The sequence below is a fragment of the Streptomyces sp. TRD_SC_5 genome, assembly GCF_056836825.1.
Genome location: NZ_JBWZZS010000001.1, coordinates 78,504 through 93,261, shown reverse-complemented (window position 1 = coordinate 93,261; position 14,758 = coordinate 78,504). Strand labels below are relative to the sequence as shown.

Here is a 14,758-nt window from a genome sequence, read left to right as displayed (position 1 = left end):
GACGAGCTGTTGTCGCTCGCGGTGAGGATGGGACGGACCGCATCAACCGACGTTGTCGTATCGGGGGACTGTAAAAAGAACGGTGTAACTCCTGATCATGGAAGATGCGCCGATGACCAGCAACAACATGTCTGAGCATGAGCCCGTCGAGGTGGCTGGGCCGCAGGCGGCCAGGTCCGTGGACGACCAGCTGATTGAGGAGTTGGTGGGCCGGGCCCAGTAATGGGCTCCGGCTACCCGACCGTTCATGCCTCCGGACTGTGGTCACTCGCCCGCCACGCCATGACACGGAGCACCCGCATTACGCCCAGCGCAACGAGCCCGGACCCTTGCCGCCCACCCGACCTGGTGATCGATGCAGGGCGCACGACTGAGATCCCGGAGCCACCGGAATAGCCGCGCTTCTCGACCACTCCATGGCCTCCTGGGAGGCCGCGCGGACGGCGGCACCAGTCCGGTTTGGTTCGCTGGATCCACGCTCTTGAAGACGAGTTCTGCGGCGTGTCAGTACCACGTCCACTTTCCTTGACCGCGAACGCTTCGTGGCGCCTTCGGACCGTGCCGATCGGGGAGAGCTGAAACGTGCCTGACGGGCCACTCTGGCAGGGACACTTAGTTGCACTGTGTGACACATTGAGACTATGCGTGTACTGATTGTGACGGCAGGGAGCTGGGGAGACGTCGCCCCCTACACCGGACTCGGAGTGCGGCTGCGCGCCGCGGGCCACGAGGTGGCAGTGGCCACCCACGAGCGCTTCCAGGACACGGTGACCGCCACCGGGCTGGGCTTTCGGCCCCTGCCCGTCGATCCCAGACAGGAACTGGCTTCTGCGGCCGGCCAGGACCTGGCCCGGTCGATGAGCCCGGCGGTGGCGATGGCACGGTTGATGCGGATGGCACGGGCCTTCATGCCCCGGCTGGCCGCAGGCGTCGCCGACGCCGTACGGCAGGGCACCGACGTGGTGCTGACCTCGACCATCACCGACCCCATCTGCTCGACACTCGGAGAGGCAATGCGGCTGCCGGTCATCGGCGTGTACCTCCAGCCGATCCAGCCCACAACGGCCTTTCCCCCTCTGATCACCCGCGCCCGCTCGATGGGCCCCTTCGGCAACCGGCTCGCCGCCCACGCCCTGTGGGCCGGCACCGAACCGATCTTCACCCCCGCGGTCAGCAAGCTGCGACGCGAACTGCGCCTTCCGCGCCAACGGTTCGGCGGACCGCTGGGCCTGCCGCGAGGGCGTACCGTCCTGCACGGCTTCAGTCCGCGGATCGTCCCCCGCCCCACGGACTGGCCCGAGGGCCATCAAATCTGCGGCTACTGGTGGCCCGAGACACCGCCCGACTGGCAACCTGATCCCCGTCTGCTGGACTTCCTCGCCTCGGGCCCGCCCCCGGTCTTCGCCGGCTTCGGCAGCTTCATCGCCGCGGACGCCGAACGGCTCAGTGCCCTCCTCGCCGAAGCCTTCCGCCGAGCGAGGGTACGCGGCATCGTCCAGTCCGGCTGGAGCGGGCTTCGGGGCGACGGCGACGACCTGATCACCGTCCAAGAGGTCCCGCACGCGTGGCTGTTCCCCAAGACCGCCGCCGTCATCCACCACGCCGGCGCCGGAACCACCGCGGCCGGGCTCCGCGCCGGAATCCCTGCCGTCGCGGTGCCGGTCCAGCTCGACCAGCACTTCTGGGCCGGCCGCCTCCACACCCTGGGGGTAGCCCCGCACCCACTGCGCTACCAGCGCCTGACCGTGCAGCGCCTGTCCGAAGCCATTGTTACCGCGACACGAAACCCCGCACTGGGCACCCGCTCCCGCCGACTCGCCACGGACCTCGCCCTGGAGGACGGCGCACGAGACGTGCTCACCGCACTGGAACGCCTTACATAGCGCTGCACGGCTCGGGCGAGGCGGGCGCGGATGTTTAACAGGTAACGTGCCGGCGTTCTGGCGAGCGGCTTCGCGGCGGAGCAAATGTTTCGACGACCACCGGACGATCCTCTTCCCCCCCCCCCCCGCCGGTCCCGGCGGCCGGCTGCTCCTGCGGACTCGGCGCGGCGTCTTGGTCCAGGACCGGTTCCCCGACTTGGTCGCCGCCGCCGAGCAGCTGCCGGACGGCCTGGTCCGAGATCGTCGTCTGGGACACCGCAGTCGGCCGTTTGTCCTTCGAAGCCCTCCAGCGCCGGGCCGCCGCCCGCGGCCGCACCGCGACCGCGGGCGGGCGAAGGCCCTGGCGTTCTTCGTCGCCTTCGATGCCCTGCAGATCGACGGCATAGAGCTGCTGGCCCCGGAGGTGCTGCGCACGTGGCGGCGCCTGGTCAGGCCGCGCTGGCGTTCAAGCCCGCGGCGTTCCTGAACCTCCACGTCCTGGAGCGCCAGAGCCGTGAACCAGAACCCCGAGCACGACGAGCCGTACGTCACCGGCGCCTTGCACGCCTTCCACCACCCGCCGGTCGGCCACCCTGTGGTCCCCGGCGTCGGCTACCACCCACGGCACGCGCAGCGAGCCTGGCGCGACGTCGTCGACCTGCTCGCCGAGTGCCTGCCCGTGACGGAGGATCTGGGGCATGACCCAGGTAAGCATGCTGGCGCCGGGCACTGACAGTCCCCTCCCCTCAAGTCCGCACAGTAGAACCGCATTCGGGCGGATGCTCGATCGCGGAAACGCGTTCGCAACTGCCGCAGTAAATACCGGATTTACTGCGACGGAGCCCTGCCGTGATCGCGACCTGCGGCGGTCCGTTCCGGCTGCCGGGGCGAGGTGTACGCATTTACTGCGGCTTCATTGTGCTGACCACGTGCGAAGTCACATCAAGATCAACTCATTGCCCCTTTGGCGCGTATCTCGGCTGGACCCCCAGACGGCGATGATCCGCGGGATGGCCGCTGACGCTGGGAGACCGCTTGCCGGGTCAGGTGACACCTCGTCAGCGTGACCCGGAACTTCTGGACGCGGTCGGCAGCGCTGGGAGATATAGCTGTTCGCGTAACCGTCTGGACCGGTACCAGCGAAAGTCAGCCCAAGCGGCGGGTGAGCCGAATGAGCAGCGGCAGTGGCTACCGAGCCACCCCCCGGCATCAGCCCCTCCTCGGGGCTTGAGGAACATCCATGTCAGATCGTGCGCTAGAAAGACCTCCGCACCGGCAGCCGGCGTTTCTGCCGCTATCAGCTGAGTTCGAACGAACTCGCTCGGTTAAAGCAGCCGATCTGGCGCAGGTCCCAGTGCTTGTCAATCCACCGGTTGCCGCACTCACCTTCAAAGTTGCGGTCGGAGGAAAACCAGACGTCGCAGTAGGTTCCGTTGGCCGGGGTACTGACCGAGCTGACTTTGTCGTTCCAGCCGGAAGGCATGTCCGCGTAGCGGTAATCCTTGTTGGTGGTCGATGTGGTGCAGCGATTGGGGGCAAAGATGGCGAGGTGGGCGCCCTGCGAGTTGTAGTTCACCCAGTCGTACAGAGTGGCGACCAAGACCCCGGCGGAGGCGGCGTACTCCTTCGACTGTTCGGCGGTCGTGAAGCACGCCTGTTGCCCGTTTTCGACGGTGAAGACACAGTTTGTATGGGTGGCCGTGAGGGCTGACGTCGGGCCGGGCTCAGCACTTGAGGGGCCCGCGGCCACCATGGTTGCACCGACGGCGAAACCCAATGTGACAGCTAAGCGCACCGGCGTGTGGCGCATCCGCATGATCATTTCCTCTCAATTTCGATGTGCCTACGCTGAGCACATCCTGCGCTCCAGAGTGACGCCGACCCGACCCGTCTCGCAATGGTGCACCCGAAAAATGGCCGAGCGACACCCCTACCGCCAGCGGAATGCTGCCAACTAATTGAGAGTCGAGCACATGTCGCCCTGATTCGGCATTTACGAGAAGACAGCTTCGGCCTTGGTACCGCAGATATTGGGAGGTCACCGGTGGGAAGACTTCGGACCGCGTTCACTACCGATGCTCCGTCAGCTGCCCACCAGGGTGGACGAGTGCTTGGCGCACGATCTGACATGGATGTTCCTCAAGCCCTCCTCCCGTTTGAAAGTGGGCGGGCCCACGCCAGTTCGCCGCCCTGAAGGCCGGCGAACTCCCCGCACGGGCAGCCTTCTACGAGCGTGGTCAGGCGGCCGGTACGGTCGCCGTGCGGGCGAGAGTGACCCTTGGCCACGGGTTATCTGGCCAGACTTACCGCGTCGGACCAGTTCCATAGGCGTTTTTGCTAACTCACTCCGAAATATCTCACCTCTTAAGAGGTGAGATATTTCAATGGTGGCGAGGGGAACTGCTCGCACGGAAGAGAGGCGCGTACGGAGCCGGGCTGCGGTCAGGGATACCTTCGGACCTGCCCAGAGCAGCCCCATGGGAGTGATCATCTGGTGTACGCCGTGACCAGTCGGCAGGTCCTGGGGGTTGGGGGGTATGCGAACTTTGATCACCATGACTGCTGCTGCGGCCCTGCTTGCGGCGGCCACTCCTGCCCATGCGAGCGGCACTGCTTACGACGGTCCTGTCGGCATCGGCATTCAGGGCACCAAGCTCAATGTCCGCTAGGTTTCGGCGACGCTGACCGGTCATCATGTCGGTGCGAAGGCCCGGGTGTCGCTGTGGCGCGGCGGCACGTGGGTCAGTCAGGTTCGAGGCTGGAAGTACGCCTCCCCGATCACGGCTGGCGGCAGCAAGTTCGAGATCGTGAAGTGGAAGGTGATTCTGTGTGGAGTTTCAGCACTATGACCAGATGCCGTGCATGAAGATCCACCGCTGAGCATGGAGGACGTGTGGGTGGCGACCAACGCTCCGGACAGCGACGACGGCACCGGGTTTTCATTGGTTCGCGCCGATGAGATCCGCGGAGTGAGGCTGGTGGGTGGCCGGCGGGTTGTCGTCACGGTGCCGTATTCTGCGGGCGGACCGGAAACGCCGCTGGTCACCAGTCCTCAGCCGTACCGGTGCGTACGCAGCGCCCGCCCCAGCCACGGAGGACCTACGACATGCGCGGAGTTTGCAGAACGTTCCCTGTTGGATAAGCATGTTGAAGCTGATTCAACGGGGCTGGCTCTGTGCCAGGTTGGCGCGTACGGGCTGGGTACCCAAGGCCTGATACTGACCGAATACGGATCATGGCAAATTGGGGCCCTGGCAGACCGTGAAGAGCTGGGATCCACCCTGGTGATCCGATTCTGCTCTCGCCGAACTAGCGGATTGGCGAGGTCCTGATGCCTCGATGAGCTGGGCGGATGCCCACTGGCACGTCGAGCGGCAGTCGGTCTGCATCTAACTCCCGCCTCGCCCTCCCAGCGCTGTCGCTATCCACTGGCCCGCTGGTTTTCACCGGAGTGCGCCCCGGCCCGGGCGGGCGTGAGTGTGTCGTTGGGCGTCAGGACCCGGCGCAGGACGGCTTCAATGCTGGTGCGGTCGGGTGGTGTGGTGGTGGCCAGGCCGCGCAGGGTGAGTCCGTTCATGACCGCGGCGGCGGCCGTGGCGGTGACGGTGTCGGTGTAGTGGCTCAGGGCCTCGATGCTCAGCTCCACGTACCGGTCGGCGAGCTGGCGCAGCGCGGGGCGGCGCAGGGCGGCCAGGTAAAGCTCGAACTCCATCACCTGCTCGTCTCGCTGCGGGCCGAAGCAGCCCCGCAGGACGTCAGTAAGGAGGACCACCAGCTGGTCTGTGCCCAGATCCGGCCTTTGGGCCACCCAGTCGTCCAGGTAGGCGGCATAGCGGTCCACGGCCCCGGCGAGGGCGGAGGCGATGAGATCGTCCTTGGTGGCGAAGTGGTAGGTGGTCGCCCCGAGCGGTACGCCGGCTTCCTCGGCGACCGCGCGGTGGGTCAGCCCCTCGATGCCACGGGCGGCGATGACCCGCTCGGTCGCTGCGGTGATCTCCTCCATCCGCCGCTGCGGATCGCGACGGCGCCGTACCGGCTTCTCGGTCGGCATACCTTGTCCTCCCATAAAGACTGTACGAACGTACTGTAACCCCTCGATGGCTTAGCCGCACCGTACCTGCCGTTGAGACGCCCTGATGTCAGGGTGGCACCGCATGGCTAGCCTGCCGTAATGTCCGTATTGCGCCTCACCTTGGCTTGCAGTACAGTACTAATGTACTGGTTGAGTGTGGCTACCACCACCGCGATCGACCCGCCTGCGGCCCCTGGGGTCGCGCCCACCCCTCACGAAAGAGCGAAGCGATGAAGCCTCCCGCGATCTCCGCCTGCCTCGGCGTCACCGACACCCAGGCCACCGTCGACTTCTTCGAGAAGCTCGGCTTCACCGCCCTGCCCTCCGGCGGGGACCCGAACGACGACCTGCGCATCCTGCTCTTCGACGGCGAGTTCGCGCTCATGGTTCAGCGCCACGACCAGCTGCGCGCCTGGCTGCCCGTCCTCAAGGACACTCAGGTCGGCGCGTTCGGCATGTTCTACCTGGCCGTCGACGACTTCGACGCCTACGTCGAGCGCATCCGGCCCCTGGTGAACGTCACCAAAGACGTCACCGAGCACAACGGCCAGAAGATCTTCTACTTCACCGAGCCCGACGGTTACGTCATCGGCGTCACCCAGAAGCAGACCTGGTGACCCAACGGACTGCCCACCCGGTGCCCGGCCCCGCGACAGCGATGCCGCACACCTGAACCTCATGAAGGATCGAACCCGTAATGAGGATCGCCGTTCTCGGCACCGGCGCGTTCGGCCGAGCCCACGCCGCACGCCTGGCCGCACTCGGGCACCAGGTCATGGTGGGCACACGCGAACCCGACGCCACCCTGGCACGCACGGAGCCGGACACGATGAGCAACCCGCCCTTCTCCGCTTGGCTCCCACAGCACCCCCAGGCCCGCCTTGCCCCCTTCGACGCGGCGGCCGACGGCGCGGAACTACTGATCAACGCGACCACCGGCGGCTCCTCCCTGGCCGCGCTGCACGCAGCCGGGCGCACCATCTGGCCGGGAAGGTCCTCATCGACACCGCCACCCCGAACGACTTCGCCGCGCCCGTCGAGCGCCCTGACCTCACAGTCACCGTGTCCGGCCTCGGGGAACCTCGGTACAGAGGTTAACGCTAAGGCGATGATCTTGGTCAGGCCAGCGCTCCGAGGCCGTTGACGCGGTTCTCGTACTCGCGTCGGGCCTTGCGCTGGGCAGGAACCGCCGGGACGCCCTGGCCGCCGTCGAGCGGCTGGCAGCGGGCGAGGAGCTGGCGGTGCACGGCGGGGGCGGCAGTGAGGCGCAGGGTGTAGCCCTGGCCGCGCCGTACGGTCACCCCCTGGTTGAGCGCGGCGCGCTCGGCGGGCTCCAGGTCGTCCGTGCGGAGGAAGTCGGCGACCGTGCGCGCAACCCTGACCGAGACGAGTCTCCTCCGTTCCATGGGAATGCGTCTGGCGCCGCAAGTAACCTGGAGCTGGGCGACCCAGTGGCCTGGAGTTGGCAACGCTCGCTCTCGCGCAGTCCGACGAAGTGACCCCTGGGACCTATCGGGTGCGCAGTGGAACGACCCTGGATCGGTCAAATGTTGGAGTCTGCCCTGGGATGCGCCGGTCTGCTCGGCGTCGTCCGATCAAGCAGCTCCTCGGCACAAGCGAAGCCCCGGTGGCGGCCGGTTTGGGGCTACCACGCTGCTGCCTATGGCAGAGACCTCGCCGTTGAATCCTCGCGCAAATCGACGTAGGGGGGCGTCTCGTGGGACACCGCACAGTCTGGAGAACGACGGCCACAGATGCCTGCTGTTCACCCCAGCCCGGCCGGGCGCGCCAGCGCTTCTGCAGTCCCGACGCGGCAGCCTGATCCAACGGCAATTCCCCGACCTGGTCACCGCGGCGGAGCAGCTGCCGCACGGACTGGTCCTCGACGGCGTTATGTGACCTGTGGGGGTGTCTCAGCCCCAAGGTGTCTCAGGCGGCGCAGCTCCCATAGACGAGACGTGACGGGCGTCGCGGCCACGTGCCGCAGCGGCTGCTCAGAGGTGGCCGTCCAGGAACTTCCGTACCTCGGCGATGGTCATAGGCCCCGTGCCGTGCGCCACCGCCTCTCCCTCCTTCAGCAGGACGTAGGACGGGGCTCCGGTGATCCCGTATCGCTCGGTTGCGGCCGGACAACGCGTGATGTCGGTGCGGACGGCCGTCAGGCGGCCCCTGTAGTCGTCGGCGATGCCACCCACGACAAGGTCCATCACCCGGCAGGGCTCGATTGCCTTGGGCCATGTCCCGGTGAAATATGCGAGGACCGGAACTCCGCTCATCCCGAGGATGAAATTGAACTCCGCGTCCTCACGGGGTCGGTGAACCCGCTTCGCCATGGAAGCTCCTGACCTCGCGTTCCGTCATTCCATCCCCATCATCCCTCGCGCGGTGTGCCAGGCCGGCCCGGGCGGTCGTCCGGCTGACCTGTCGGAAGGGAGGCACGGGGCCGTCACAGAACCACGGTGGTCCCCGGCGCGAGCGGCCCGGCACCCCGCCCCTGGAGACCCGGCCTGGCCGCCCCGCCGGTCACCCAGCTGCAGCCCGCCGCGCGCCCGTGGGTCAGCTCGTGCCAGGACCGCGGCCTCCACGACGACATGAAAGCCGTTTTCCAGGGCATAGTGGCCCAGATCACCGACCAGATGCTCGATGAGCGCGTCGACGAGCGGGCCGGTGCGCATCGTCCACCGGATCCAGTCGAGCCGTATCCGCCACCGCGCTTCTCAGAGACAGCGCCCCGACGGGCTTCCCCGAGGCCTTGTCTGGTCTGCACGTCAACCCCCGGTCTCAGCTGGCTCATACCGCTCTTCCCCGGGCCGCATGAGCCAGCTGATGGCACCGAGAACGAGGCACGATTCCTGGACTGCTCGCGGACGCGGTCGTGGACGGTCGAAGTACGCGTCAGCTGACCCGAAGACCGACCGCCAGCGTCAGTTCAAGGACCCGCTGTGGCGATGCGAGATCCGGAAACAGCTCCCGCAGCTGCGACATCCGGTACCGGACTGTCTGGGGATGGACGAACAACGCCGCCGCCACCTCGTCCCGCCTGCCCTGGTGCAGCAGCCACGCCCGCAACGTCTCCTCCAGCCGCCGTGCGGTCGCGACAGGCAAGGTCCGCAACGGTGCGAGGGCTCGGGCACGCAGGTCTGCGAACGCGTCCGCGTCAGCGCTCAGCACCAGCTCGGGCAGGTGGTCCTCGGTGTCGCGAATGTCAGAGGAGAGGGAGCGCGCGCGTGCGGCTCGTGCGTACGAGGCGGACGCACGAGTCCATGGCCGGGCCGGGCCGACCACGGCGGTGCGGTTGGTCAGCTGCCGCAAGAGATGTGATCGGTCGGCATCGGGGACGAGCAGCACACCGGTGGCGTCCGGCAGATCGTCGAGGACGAGGGTGCTCGGGTCGAGCGCGCGGTAGGCAGGCCGGGCCTGGGCGGCGGGCAGCAGGACCGCGGTCAACGAAACCGGAGGCTGCCACCCGGCCCGTTGAACAGAGGCCAGCAGCACGTCCGGGCTCGCGCCGGCGAGGAGGTCGCGGGCCAGGTGTTCCAGGTGGCGCTCGTGGGCCCTGCCCCGGGCGGCCAGTTCGTCGGCGTGGCCCGCGGCGCTCGCGGCGGAGAGCTCGTCGATGTAGGCGAAGGTCAGCTCGGCGAACTTGGCGACCTCGGCGGCAGGCAGACCTGCGGGTACGGCACCCGCTGCCAGGCATCGCCAGGCCACGCGGGCGCCGACGCGGTAGGCGCTGAGCAGGGCGTCCATCGAACGGCCGTCGCGCACCTCGCCGCGGCCCAGCTCGTAGGCTGCGTCACCCGCGTCGCCGCCTGTGGCGTTCCCGCTCGCGAGGTCCAGGTAGTGCCCCAGGGCGGTGCGGACGGCTCGGCGGATGGTGGCACCCATGCGACCCGAAAGGGCGTTGGCGTAGGAAGGGACCTCGTCGATGATCGCCAGGACGACCTCGTCGGCGGTGGTCTTCAGCGCGCCCCGAAGTGCGGTGACCGTCGTCTCATCCAGGGCCAGTTCGCTGGCCCTCCGGATTGCATGGCTCACGTTTCTATTCCCTGCGAACAATTCAGCCGACCAGATTTACGTCCTGCGGTCAGGACTCTACGCCTTGAGGCACAGCAAGCTGGAGTCATGACGAGTACAGCCCTCCGCAGCAGGGCGTGGAAACTGCTGGAGATGGTCACGACGCCGCTGCTGCCGTCGGACTACCTCGACCTGGTCAGCCCGCTGCGTGCGGGCGCTGACCTGCGTGGGCGCATCGAGGCCGTGCACCCCGAGACGGGTGACGCCGCGACCATCGTGATCAGGCCGGGACGGGGCTGGCGCGGCCACACAGCCGGTCAGTACGTGCGGATCGGGGTCGACGTCGACGGGGTGCGCCTGTGGCGTGCCTACTCCCTCACCTCGCCGACAAACCGCCAGGACGGCCGCGTCACGATCACCGTGAAGGCGATCCCGGACGGCAAGGTCAGCAACCACCTGGTCCGCAGGGCGAAACCGGGCACGCTGATCCAGCTCGACCAGCCGACCGGTGACTTCGTGCTGCCGCAGGCCAAGCCCGCCAAGGTGCTCTACCTGACGGCCGGCAGCGGCATCACGCCCGTGATGGGCATGCTGCGCGACATCGAGTTCGACGACGTCGTCATGGTCCACTGCGCGCCACAGCCGCAAGACGTGATCTTCCGCAACGAACTGCACGACCTGGTCGCGGACAAGAAGCTGCGGCTCACCGAGGTGCACACCGACACAGACGGCATGCTCGACATCGCCCGTCTCGACGAACTCGTGCCCGACTGGGCCCAGCGCGAGACCTGGGCTTGCGGGCCCGCGGGCCTGCTCGACGCCGCCGAAGAGCACTGGACCGAGCACGGCGTACAAGAGCGCCTGCACACCGAACGCTTCCGCCCCAGCATCGTCGTCGCCGGCGACGGCGGCGAGGTCACGTTCAGAGCCACCGGCAAGACCGTCGACGCGGACGGCGCCACGCCGTTGCTGGACATCGGCGAGGAGGCCGGCGTGCTCATGCCCTCCGGGTGCCGCATGGGCATCTGCTTCGGCTGCGTCACGCCGCTCAAGGCGGGCGCCGTCCGCGACCTGCGCACCGGCGAGATCACCGAGGCCGAGCCGGGCGTCCTCATCCAGACTTGCGTGTCCGCCGCGGCGGGCCCCTGCGACATCGAACGGTAGGAGCACCTTGACCGCCATCGACCCCACCGCCCACCTGACCGCGGAGCAGATCGAGGAGCTAGGCCGCGAGCTGGACGCGATCCGCGACGAGGTGATCGCCGACCGCGGCGAGAAAGACGCCGCCTACATCCGTAAGGTCATCTCGGCGCAGCGCAAGCTCGAGCTGGTCAGCAGGGGCGTGCTGCTGTTCTCTCTCTTCCCGCCCGCGTGGCTGCTCGGCACCGCCGGTCTGTCCGTGGCGAAGATCATGGACAACATGGAGATCGGGCACAACATCCTGCACGGCCAGTGGGACTGGATGCGAGACCCGAAGATTCACTCCACCACCTGGGAGTGGGATCACGTCTCGCCGTCCGAGCAGTGGAAGCACTCGCACAACGAGCTGCACCACACGTACACCAACGTGATCGGCAAGGACAACGACCTCGGCTACGGCATCATGCGCGTCGACGAGGACCAGAGGTGGCACCCGTTCCACCTCGGCCAGCCGCTGTGGAACTTCATCAACGCCTGCTTCTTCGAGTACGGCATCGCAGCGTACGACCTGGAGCTCGGCAAGAACCTGCACAAGCGCCGCCGCAAGAACCCGGAGTTCCGCGCGCGGGCCAAGGCCGTGGGCCGCAAGATCCGCAAGCAGGTGCTCAAGGACTACGTGATCCACCCGCTGCTGTCGGGCCCGTCGTTCCTCCCCACGCTCGCCGCCACGTTCACCGCGAACCTGGTCCGCAACATCTGGACCCACTCGGTGATCATGTGCGGGCACTTCCCCGAGGGCGTACAGGTCTTCGAGCGCCGGTCGATCAAGGGCGAGACACGCGGCCAGTGGTACCTGCGGCAGATGATGGGCTCGGCGAACATCAGCGGCAGCAAGGCCATGCACTTCATGACCGGCAACCTGTCGCACCAGATCGAGCACCACCTGTTCCCGGACCTGCCGAGCAACCGGTACGCCGAGGTCGCGGTGAAGGTGCGCGCCCTGTTCGAGAAGTACGAGCTGGAGTACGTCACCGGCCCGCTGACCAAACAGGTGTTCTCCGCGTGGCACAAGGTCTTCCGGCTCTCGCTGCCGAACAAGAAGCCCAAGGTCAAAACGCCGGACCGCGAGCAGGAGCTCGTCGCCGCCTGATTCCCGGTATTGGTTCAGATCTCTCGGCCGTACCGGCGGCACCGCCGGGTTCGGTGAGATCCGTTGCGGACGGTGGGCGACCGCGACATCAGACCGTACGACACGGGATCCGGGGCAGCTCAGTGTCGGCTGCGCTGCCTGGACGTGCGCCAAAAGCTCAGCACACAGCCCCCGGCGAGGTGTTGTTGTGCGCTGACCTGCCATGGTCGGGCCGGTAGTCGGGTGCGTACGCGCACTCGGTTTGCCGACGGGCGGGCTGGGTGGAAGGCATGGGCTGTGACGTGGACACTGCCGGAACCGATGCTCGCCGCCCCTGTGTCCGACCCTGCGCTGCTGCCGGGGTGGGCGGGTGAGCCGAAGTAAGACAGGTGGCAGGCCCTGGTTGCGGCAGTCCTTCCGGCAGCATTCAACGCGTCACAGGGAGGGAGGCCACGGTGCCGCCCTGGCCTAGTGCTTCGCGCAGGGTGGCGTTCTCCGCTTCGAGTTCGGCGTTCCGCAGGCTCAGCGTCTGGATGTGGTTGGCGTAGGCGGCGATGGTGGCGCGTGCCTCCCGCTCCTCGGCCGCGTGTTGGGAGCGCAGCGTGCGGTCCGCCTTCTTGAGGCGGGCGATGTCCGCCGTCAGGGTGTCGGTCTGCGGTCGTGGCGCGTCCGGTGTCCGGAGCAGTCCGGTGATGATCTTCGCCAGGGGTGAACGGTAGTAGGTGGCGCGCGAGATAGCCGCTTCCGTGCACAGCGTGGAGACGGACAGGGCGCCGCTGGTGTGTTCGGGGTTGCCGGTCACGATCCGCTCGAAGGCGTGCACGACAGCCTGGTCGGTGCCCGGCCGTACGGGAATGCCGGCGTGTTCGAGGGCGTGCCGCAGCCGCAGTGCGGCGGGGTCATTCATGCGTCGGGGCTTTCGGTGGAGGTGAGTTCTGCGATGGCGTGGTCGAGTTCGGCGATGTGGGTGGTCAGCGCGGCGGTTTTGGAGGCGGGACAGTCCCGCCGGGGCGTCGAGCGGGCGCTGGGCCTGGGCACGGGCGGTGGTCAATCAGGGCAGGTGGACGCTGGAGCGGCGGGCATTGGGACAGGTCAGGCACATGGTCAGCAGCGGCAGGGGCCGACCCGTGTGCTGGGCCCGCTTCGCGCAGAGGGCGGAGGAGGGCTGGTAGAAGCAGTCGTTCAGGACGCCGGGGTGAAGGGCCTTCGTCAGGTGCTGGAGCATGGTGCGCAGCCGGGCGGGGCTTGCGGTGATGCCGGGCAGGTCGCCCAGCTCCCGACGGATCCGGGCGAACTCGGCGTTCACGCGACCGGCGGCGCCTCCGCTGGTGCGGTGGCCGTCGTTCCAGTCGCGGTAGAGGTCCTCGACGTAGTCCAACTTGCAGACATGACGGTGGCCGTCAGGCAACGAGCCGGTAGGGCCGCCACCGGCAGTCGGCGCGGGAGATCAGCCCACGTCCCTCCAGCTGCTTGAGCTGGTAGTGCACGGACGACGGACTGGACAGGCCCACTCGCTCACCAATCTCGCGGACGGTGGGCGCGTCACCGTATTCACGGTCCAGTACCGCAGACAGGCCAGGATGTCCTCCTGCCTCAAGTTCAGACCAGTCCTCACGGAGCATCCACCTCTTCCTGCTGCTGGGCGCGCACCTGCTGGCGCAGCTCCACCCGAGCTGCGGCCGACTGCCCACTGGGCGTGGTCCAGAAGGGATGCCAGAGCACCCGGCGGGACAGTGCCAGCAGGCGGCGGCGCAGCTCCGTATTGGCGTACGGGCGGCGTGCGGCGAGCGCCGCGTAGGTGCGCTCCCAGTCGTACTGCGCCTGGATCAGGTCGTGAGGGAACGTACTTTGCGCCATGTCTCAAAGTAGAGTGCGTGTTCGAATTTAGAGGCCAGCTCGCACCTGAGGCTGCGACCCCGGGGCTGTCCTGTGACAACGAACCTTGATCGTGTGCCATCAAAGTTTGAGCGCCTGATCGCGGCGCGACCTTCACCCCGGACCACCTGCTTGCAAGTGACTCACGGCATCCCAACGCGTGTCTGCTGGTTCAGTAATGCGTTGGTGAGGGCATGAACCGTCTCAATGCAAGCGGAACACTGGCAGCGATGAGCGTTGTCGTCAGTGTGCTCGCCGCTGCTCCGGCCGAGGCCACCACGATCATCGGCTTCGGCAACAGCGCGTACAACAACGTATGTAGCAATGTCGGTAAGGCGGTGGCCCATGGTGCGACGACAGCTGGCCCAGGAATCGCCAACGCCTTGAACGCCACGCTTCCTGGCAGCGGTCCCACCAACCAGTGCGGGAATCTAGGAGCACCCACCTGGGTCGTCTCTGTGGGGGACTCATACATCAGTTGAGAAGGTGCACGCTGGGTTGGCAATTCGCTGCCGTCGTAGTCTCCGTGTGCACTCAAGCCTCGATGGCACACGCTTAAGGTTCGCTGACACGGGACAAGGGCGCAGGGAGTCACCTCTTAAAAGGTGAGTTTTTGCAGGTCGCCCGCCAGTCGGGGAGGACCCGGGCGCGCGGGCGCCTAAAAAC

The 14,758-nt window shown here is 67.4% G+C and carries 16 protein-coding genes and 1 pseudogene; 7 read left to right on the top strand and 10 right to left on the bottom strand.

Annotated elements, in window-relative coordinates; translation table 11 throughout:
- Window positions 1-641 precede the first annotated feature (641 nt).
- The gene (locus AC1P0E_RS00450) at window positions 642-1,883 is read left to right on the top strand and encodes a glycosyltransferase (protein WP_482740133.1); all 1,242 of its coding nucleotides are present in this window, start codon (window positions 642-644) and stop codon (window positions 1,881-1,883) included.
- A 532-nt stretch (window positions 1,884-2,415) separates the two neighbouring features.
- Window positions 2,416-2,595 (top strand): annotated as a pseudogene (locus AC1P0E_RS00445) (dienelactone hydrolase family protein); the annotation flags it as partial.
- A 564-nt stretch (window positions 2,596-3,159) separates the two neighbouring features.
- Here AC1P0E_RS00445 and AC1P0E_RS00440 read toward each other — a convergent pair.
- Together AC1P0E_RS00440 and AC1P0E_RS00435 are read right to left on the bottom strand one after the other, a co-directional pair.
- On the bottom strand, window positions 3,160-3,678 hold the full coding sequence (locus AC1P0E_RS00440; protein ID WP_482740132.1) for a hypothetical protein: 519 nt from the start codon (window positions 3,676-3,678) through the stop codon (window positions 3,160-3,162).
- Window positions 3,679-5,283: 1,605 nt separating this feature from the next.
- Window positions 5,284-5,913: a TetR/AcrR family transcriptional regulator gene (locus AC1P0E_RS00435; protein WP_482740131.1), complete on the bottom strand. Its 630-nt coding sequence runs from the start codon at window positions 5,911-5,913 to the stop codon at window positions 5,284-5,286.
- Between the two features lie 251 nt (window positions 5,914-6,164).
- Here AC1P0E_RS00435 and AC1P0E_RS00430 point away from each other — a divergent pair, with 251 nt between their 5' ends.
- Together AC1P0E_RS00430 and AC1P0E_RS00425 are read left to right on the top strand one after the other, a co-directional pair.
- Window positions 6,165-6,551 (top strand): VOC family protein, encoded by a 387-nt coding sequence (locus tag AC1P0E_RS00430; RefSeq protein ID WP_482740130.1) that lies wholly within the window; start codon window positions 6,165-6,167, stop codon window positions 6,549-6,551.
- An 80-nt stretch (window positions 6,552-6,631) separates the two neighbouring features.
- Window positions 6,632-7,078 (top strand): NAD(P)-binding domain-containing protein, encoded by a 447-nt coding sequence (locus tag AC1P0E_RS00425; protein ID WP_482740129.1) that lies wholly within the window; start codon window positions 6,632-6,634, stop codon window positions 7,076-7,078.
- Here AC1P0E_RS00425 and AC1P0E_RS00420 read toward each other — a convergent pair.
- The 3 genes from AC1P0E_RS00420 to AC1P0E_RS00410 all read right to left on the bottom strand — a co-directional run bounded on the left by AC1P0E_RS00420 (window position 7,053) and on the right by AC1P0E_RS00410 (window position 9,969).
- Window positions 7,053-7,340, bottom strand: coding sequence for a hypothetical protein (locus AC1P0E_RS00420; protein WP_482740128.1), 288 nt, complete (start codon window positions 7,338-7,340; stop codon window positions 7,053-7,055). The genes AC1P0E_RS00425 and AC1P0E_RS00420 overlap by 26 nt on opposite strands.
- 588 nt (window positions 7,341-7,928) lie before the next feature.
- A complete protein-coding gene (locus tag AC1P0E_RS00415) occupies window positions 7,929-8,267 on the bottom strand; it encodes a thioredoxin family protein (protein ID WP_482740127.1) in 339 nt (112 codons plus the stop codon).
- Between the two features lie 562 nt (window positions 8,268-8,829).
- On the bottom strand, window positions 8,830-9,969 hold the full coding sequence (locus AC1P0E_RS00410) for a PucR-like N-terminal domain-containing protein (protein ID WP_482740126.1): 1,140 nt from the start codon (window positions 9,967-9,969) through the stop codon (window positions 8,830-8,832).
- Between the two features lie 87 nt (window positions 9,970-10,056).
- Between AC1P0E_RS00410 and AC1P0E_RS00405 the strand changes: the two genes are divergently transcribed.
- The gene (locus tag AC1P0E_RS00405; RefSeq protein ID WP_482740125.1) at window positions 10,057-11,112 is read left to right on the top strand and encodes a ferredoxin reductase; all 1,056 of its coding nucleotides are present in this window, start codon (window positions 10,057-10,059) and stop codon (window positions 11,110-11,112) included.
- Between the two features lie 7 nt (window positions 11,113-11,119).
- Window positions 11,120-12,238, top strand: coding sequence for a fatty acid desaturase family protein (locus AC1P0E_RS00400; RefSeq protein WP_482740124.1), 1,119 nt, complete (start codon window positions 11,120-11,122; stop codon window positions 12,236-12,238).
- Window positions 12,239-12,644: 406 nt separating this feature from the next.
- Here AC1P0E_RS00400 and AC1P0E_RS00395 read toward each other — a convergent pair whose 3' ends face one another.
- From AC1P0E_RS00395 to AC1P0E_RS00375, 5 genes are read right to left on the bottom strand one after another with little or no spacing between them, the layout of a single operon-like run.
- The gene (locus AC1P0E_RS00395; protein WP_482740123.1) at window positions 12,645-13,124 is read right to left on the bottom strand and encodes a hypothetical protein; all 480 of its coding nucleotides are present in this window, start codon (window positions 13,122-13,124) and stop codon (window positions 12,645-12,647) included.
- Window positions 13,121-13,255, bottom strand: coding sequence for a hypothetical protein (locus AC1P0E_RS00390; protein WP_482740122.1), 135 nt, complete (start codon window positions 13,253-13,255; stop codon window positions 13,121-13,123). Before AC1P0E_RS00390 ends, AC1P0E_RS00395 begins: the two co-directional genes overlap by 4 nt.
- Before the next feature lie 13 nt (window positions 13,256-13,268).
- Entirely contained in the window at window positions 13,269-13,595 is a 327-nt protein-coding gene (locus AC1P0E_RS00385) for a hypothetical protein (RefSeq protein ID WP_482740121.1), read from the bottom strand.
- A gap of 22 nt (window positions 13,596-13,617) precedes the next feature.
- Window positions 13,618-13,839 (bottom strand): LexA family protein, encoded by a 222-nt coding sequence (locus AC1P0E_RS00380; protein WP_482740120.1) that lies wholly within the window; start codon window positions 13,837-13,839, stop codon window positions 13,618-13,620.
- Complete coding sequence (locus AC1P0E_RS00375) at window positions 13,829-14,074, bottom strand: hypothetical protein (protein ID WP_482740119.1); 246 nt, start codon at window positions 14,072-14,074, stop codon at window positions 13,829-13,831. The genes AC1P0E_RS00380 and AC1P0E_RS00375 overlap by 11 nt, the downstream gene beginning before the upstream one ends.
- 212 nt (window positions 14,075-14,286) lie before the next feature.
- Between AC1P0E_RS00375 and AC1P0E_RS00370 the strand changes: the two genes are divergently transcribed.
- On the top strand, window positions 14,287-14,574 hold the full coding sequence (locus AC1P0E_RS00370) for a hypothetical protein (protein ID WP_482740118.1): 288 nt from the start codon (window positions 14,287-14,289) through the stop codon (window positions 14,572-14,574).
- The last annotated feature ends 184 nt before the right edge of the window (window positions 14,575-14,758 follow it).

Excerpts from the sequence above, each read along its gene's own strand:
- AC1P0E_RS00450 (WP_482740133.1), top strand. The coding sequence starts at position 642 with ATGCGTGTACTGATTGTGACGGCAGGGAGCTGGGGAGACGTCGCCCCC.
- AC1P0E_RS00405 (WP_482740125.1), top strand. The coding sequence starts at position 10,057 with ATGACGAGTACAGCCCTCCGCAGCAGGGCGTGGAAACTGCTGGAGATG.
- AC1P0E_RS00430 (WP_482740130.1), top strand. The coding sequence starts at position 6,165 with ATGAAGCCTCCCGCGATCTCCGCCTGCCTCGGCGTCACCGACACCCAG.
- AC1P0E_RS00375 (WP_482740119.1), bottom strand. The coding sequence starts at position 14,074 with ATGGCGCAAAGTACGTTCCCTCACGACCTGATCCAGGCGCAGTACGAC.
- AC1P0E_RS00425 (WP_482740129.1), top strand. The coding sequence starts at position 6,632 with ATGAGGATCGCCGTTCTCGGCACCGGCGCGTTCGGCCGAGCCCACGCC.
- AC1P0E_RS00415 (WP_482740127.1), bottom strand. The coding sequence starts at position 8,267 with ATGGCGAAGCGGGTTCACCGACCCCGTGAGGACGCGGAGTTCAATTTC.
- AC1P0E_RS00395 (WP_482740123.1), bottom strand. The coding sequence starts at position 13,124 with ATGAATGACCCCGCCGCACTGCGGCTGCGGCACGCCCTCGAACACGCC.
- AC1P0E_RS00440 (WP_482740132.1), bottom strand. The coding sequence starts at position 3,678 with ATGCGGATGCGCCACACGCCGGTGCGCTTAGCTGTCACATTGGGTTTC.
- AC1P0E_RS00380 (WP_482740120.1), bottom strand. The coding sequence starts at position 13,839 with ATGCTCCGTGAGGACTGGTCTGAACTTGAGGCAGGAGGACATCCTGGC.
- AC1P0E_RS00420 (WP_482740128.1), bottom strand. The coding sequence starts at position 7,340 with ATGGAACGGAGGAGACTCGTCTCGGTCAGGGTTGCGCGCACGGTCGCC.
- AC1P0E_RS00435 (WP_482740131.1), bottom strand. The coding sequence starts at position 5,913 with ATGCCGACCGAGAAGCCGGTACGGCGCCGTCGCGATCCGCAGCGGCGG.
- AC1P0E_RS00370 (WP_482740118.1), top strand. The coding sequence starts at position 14,287 with ATGAACCGTCTCAATGCAAGCGGAACACTGGCAGCGATGAGCGTTGTC.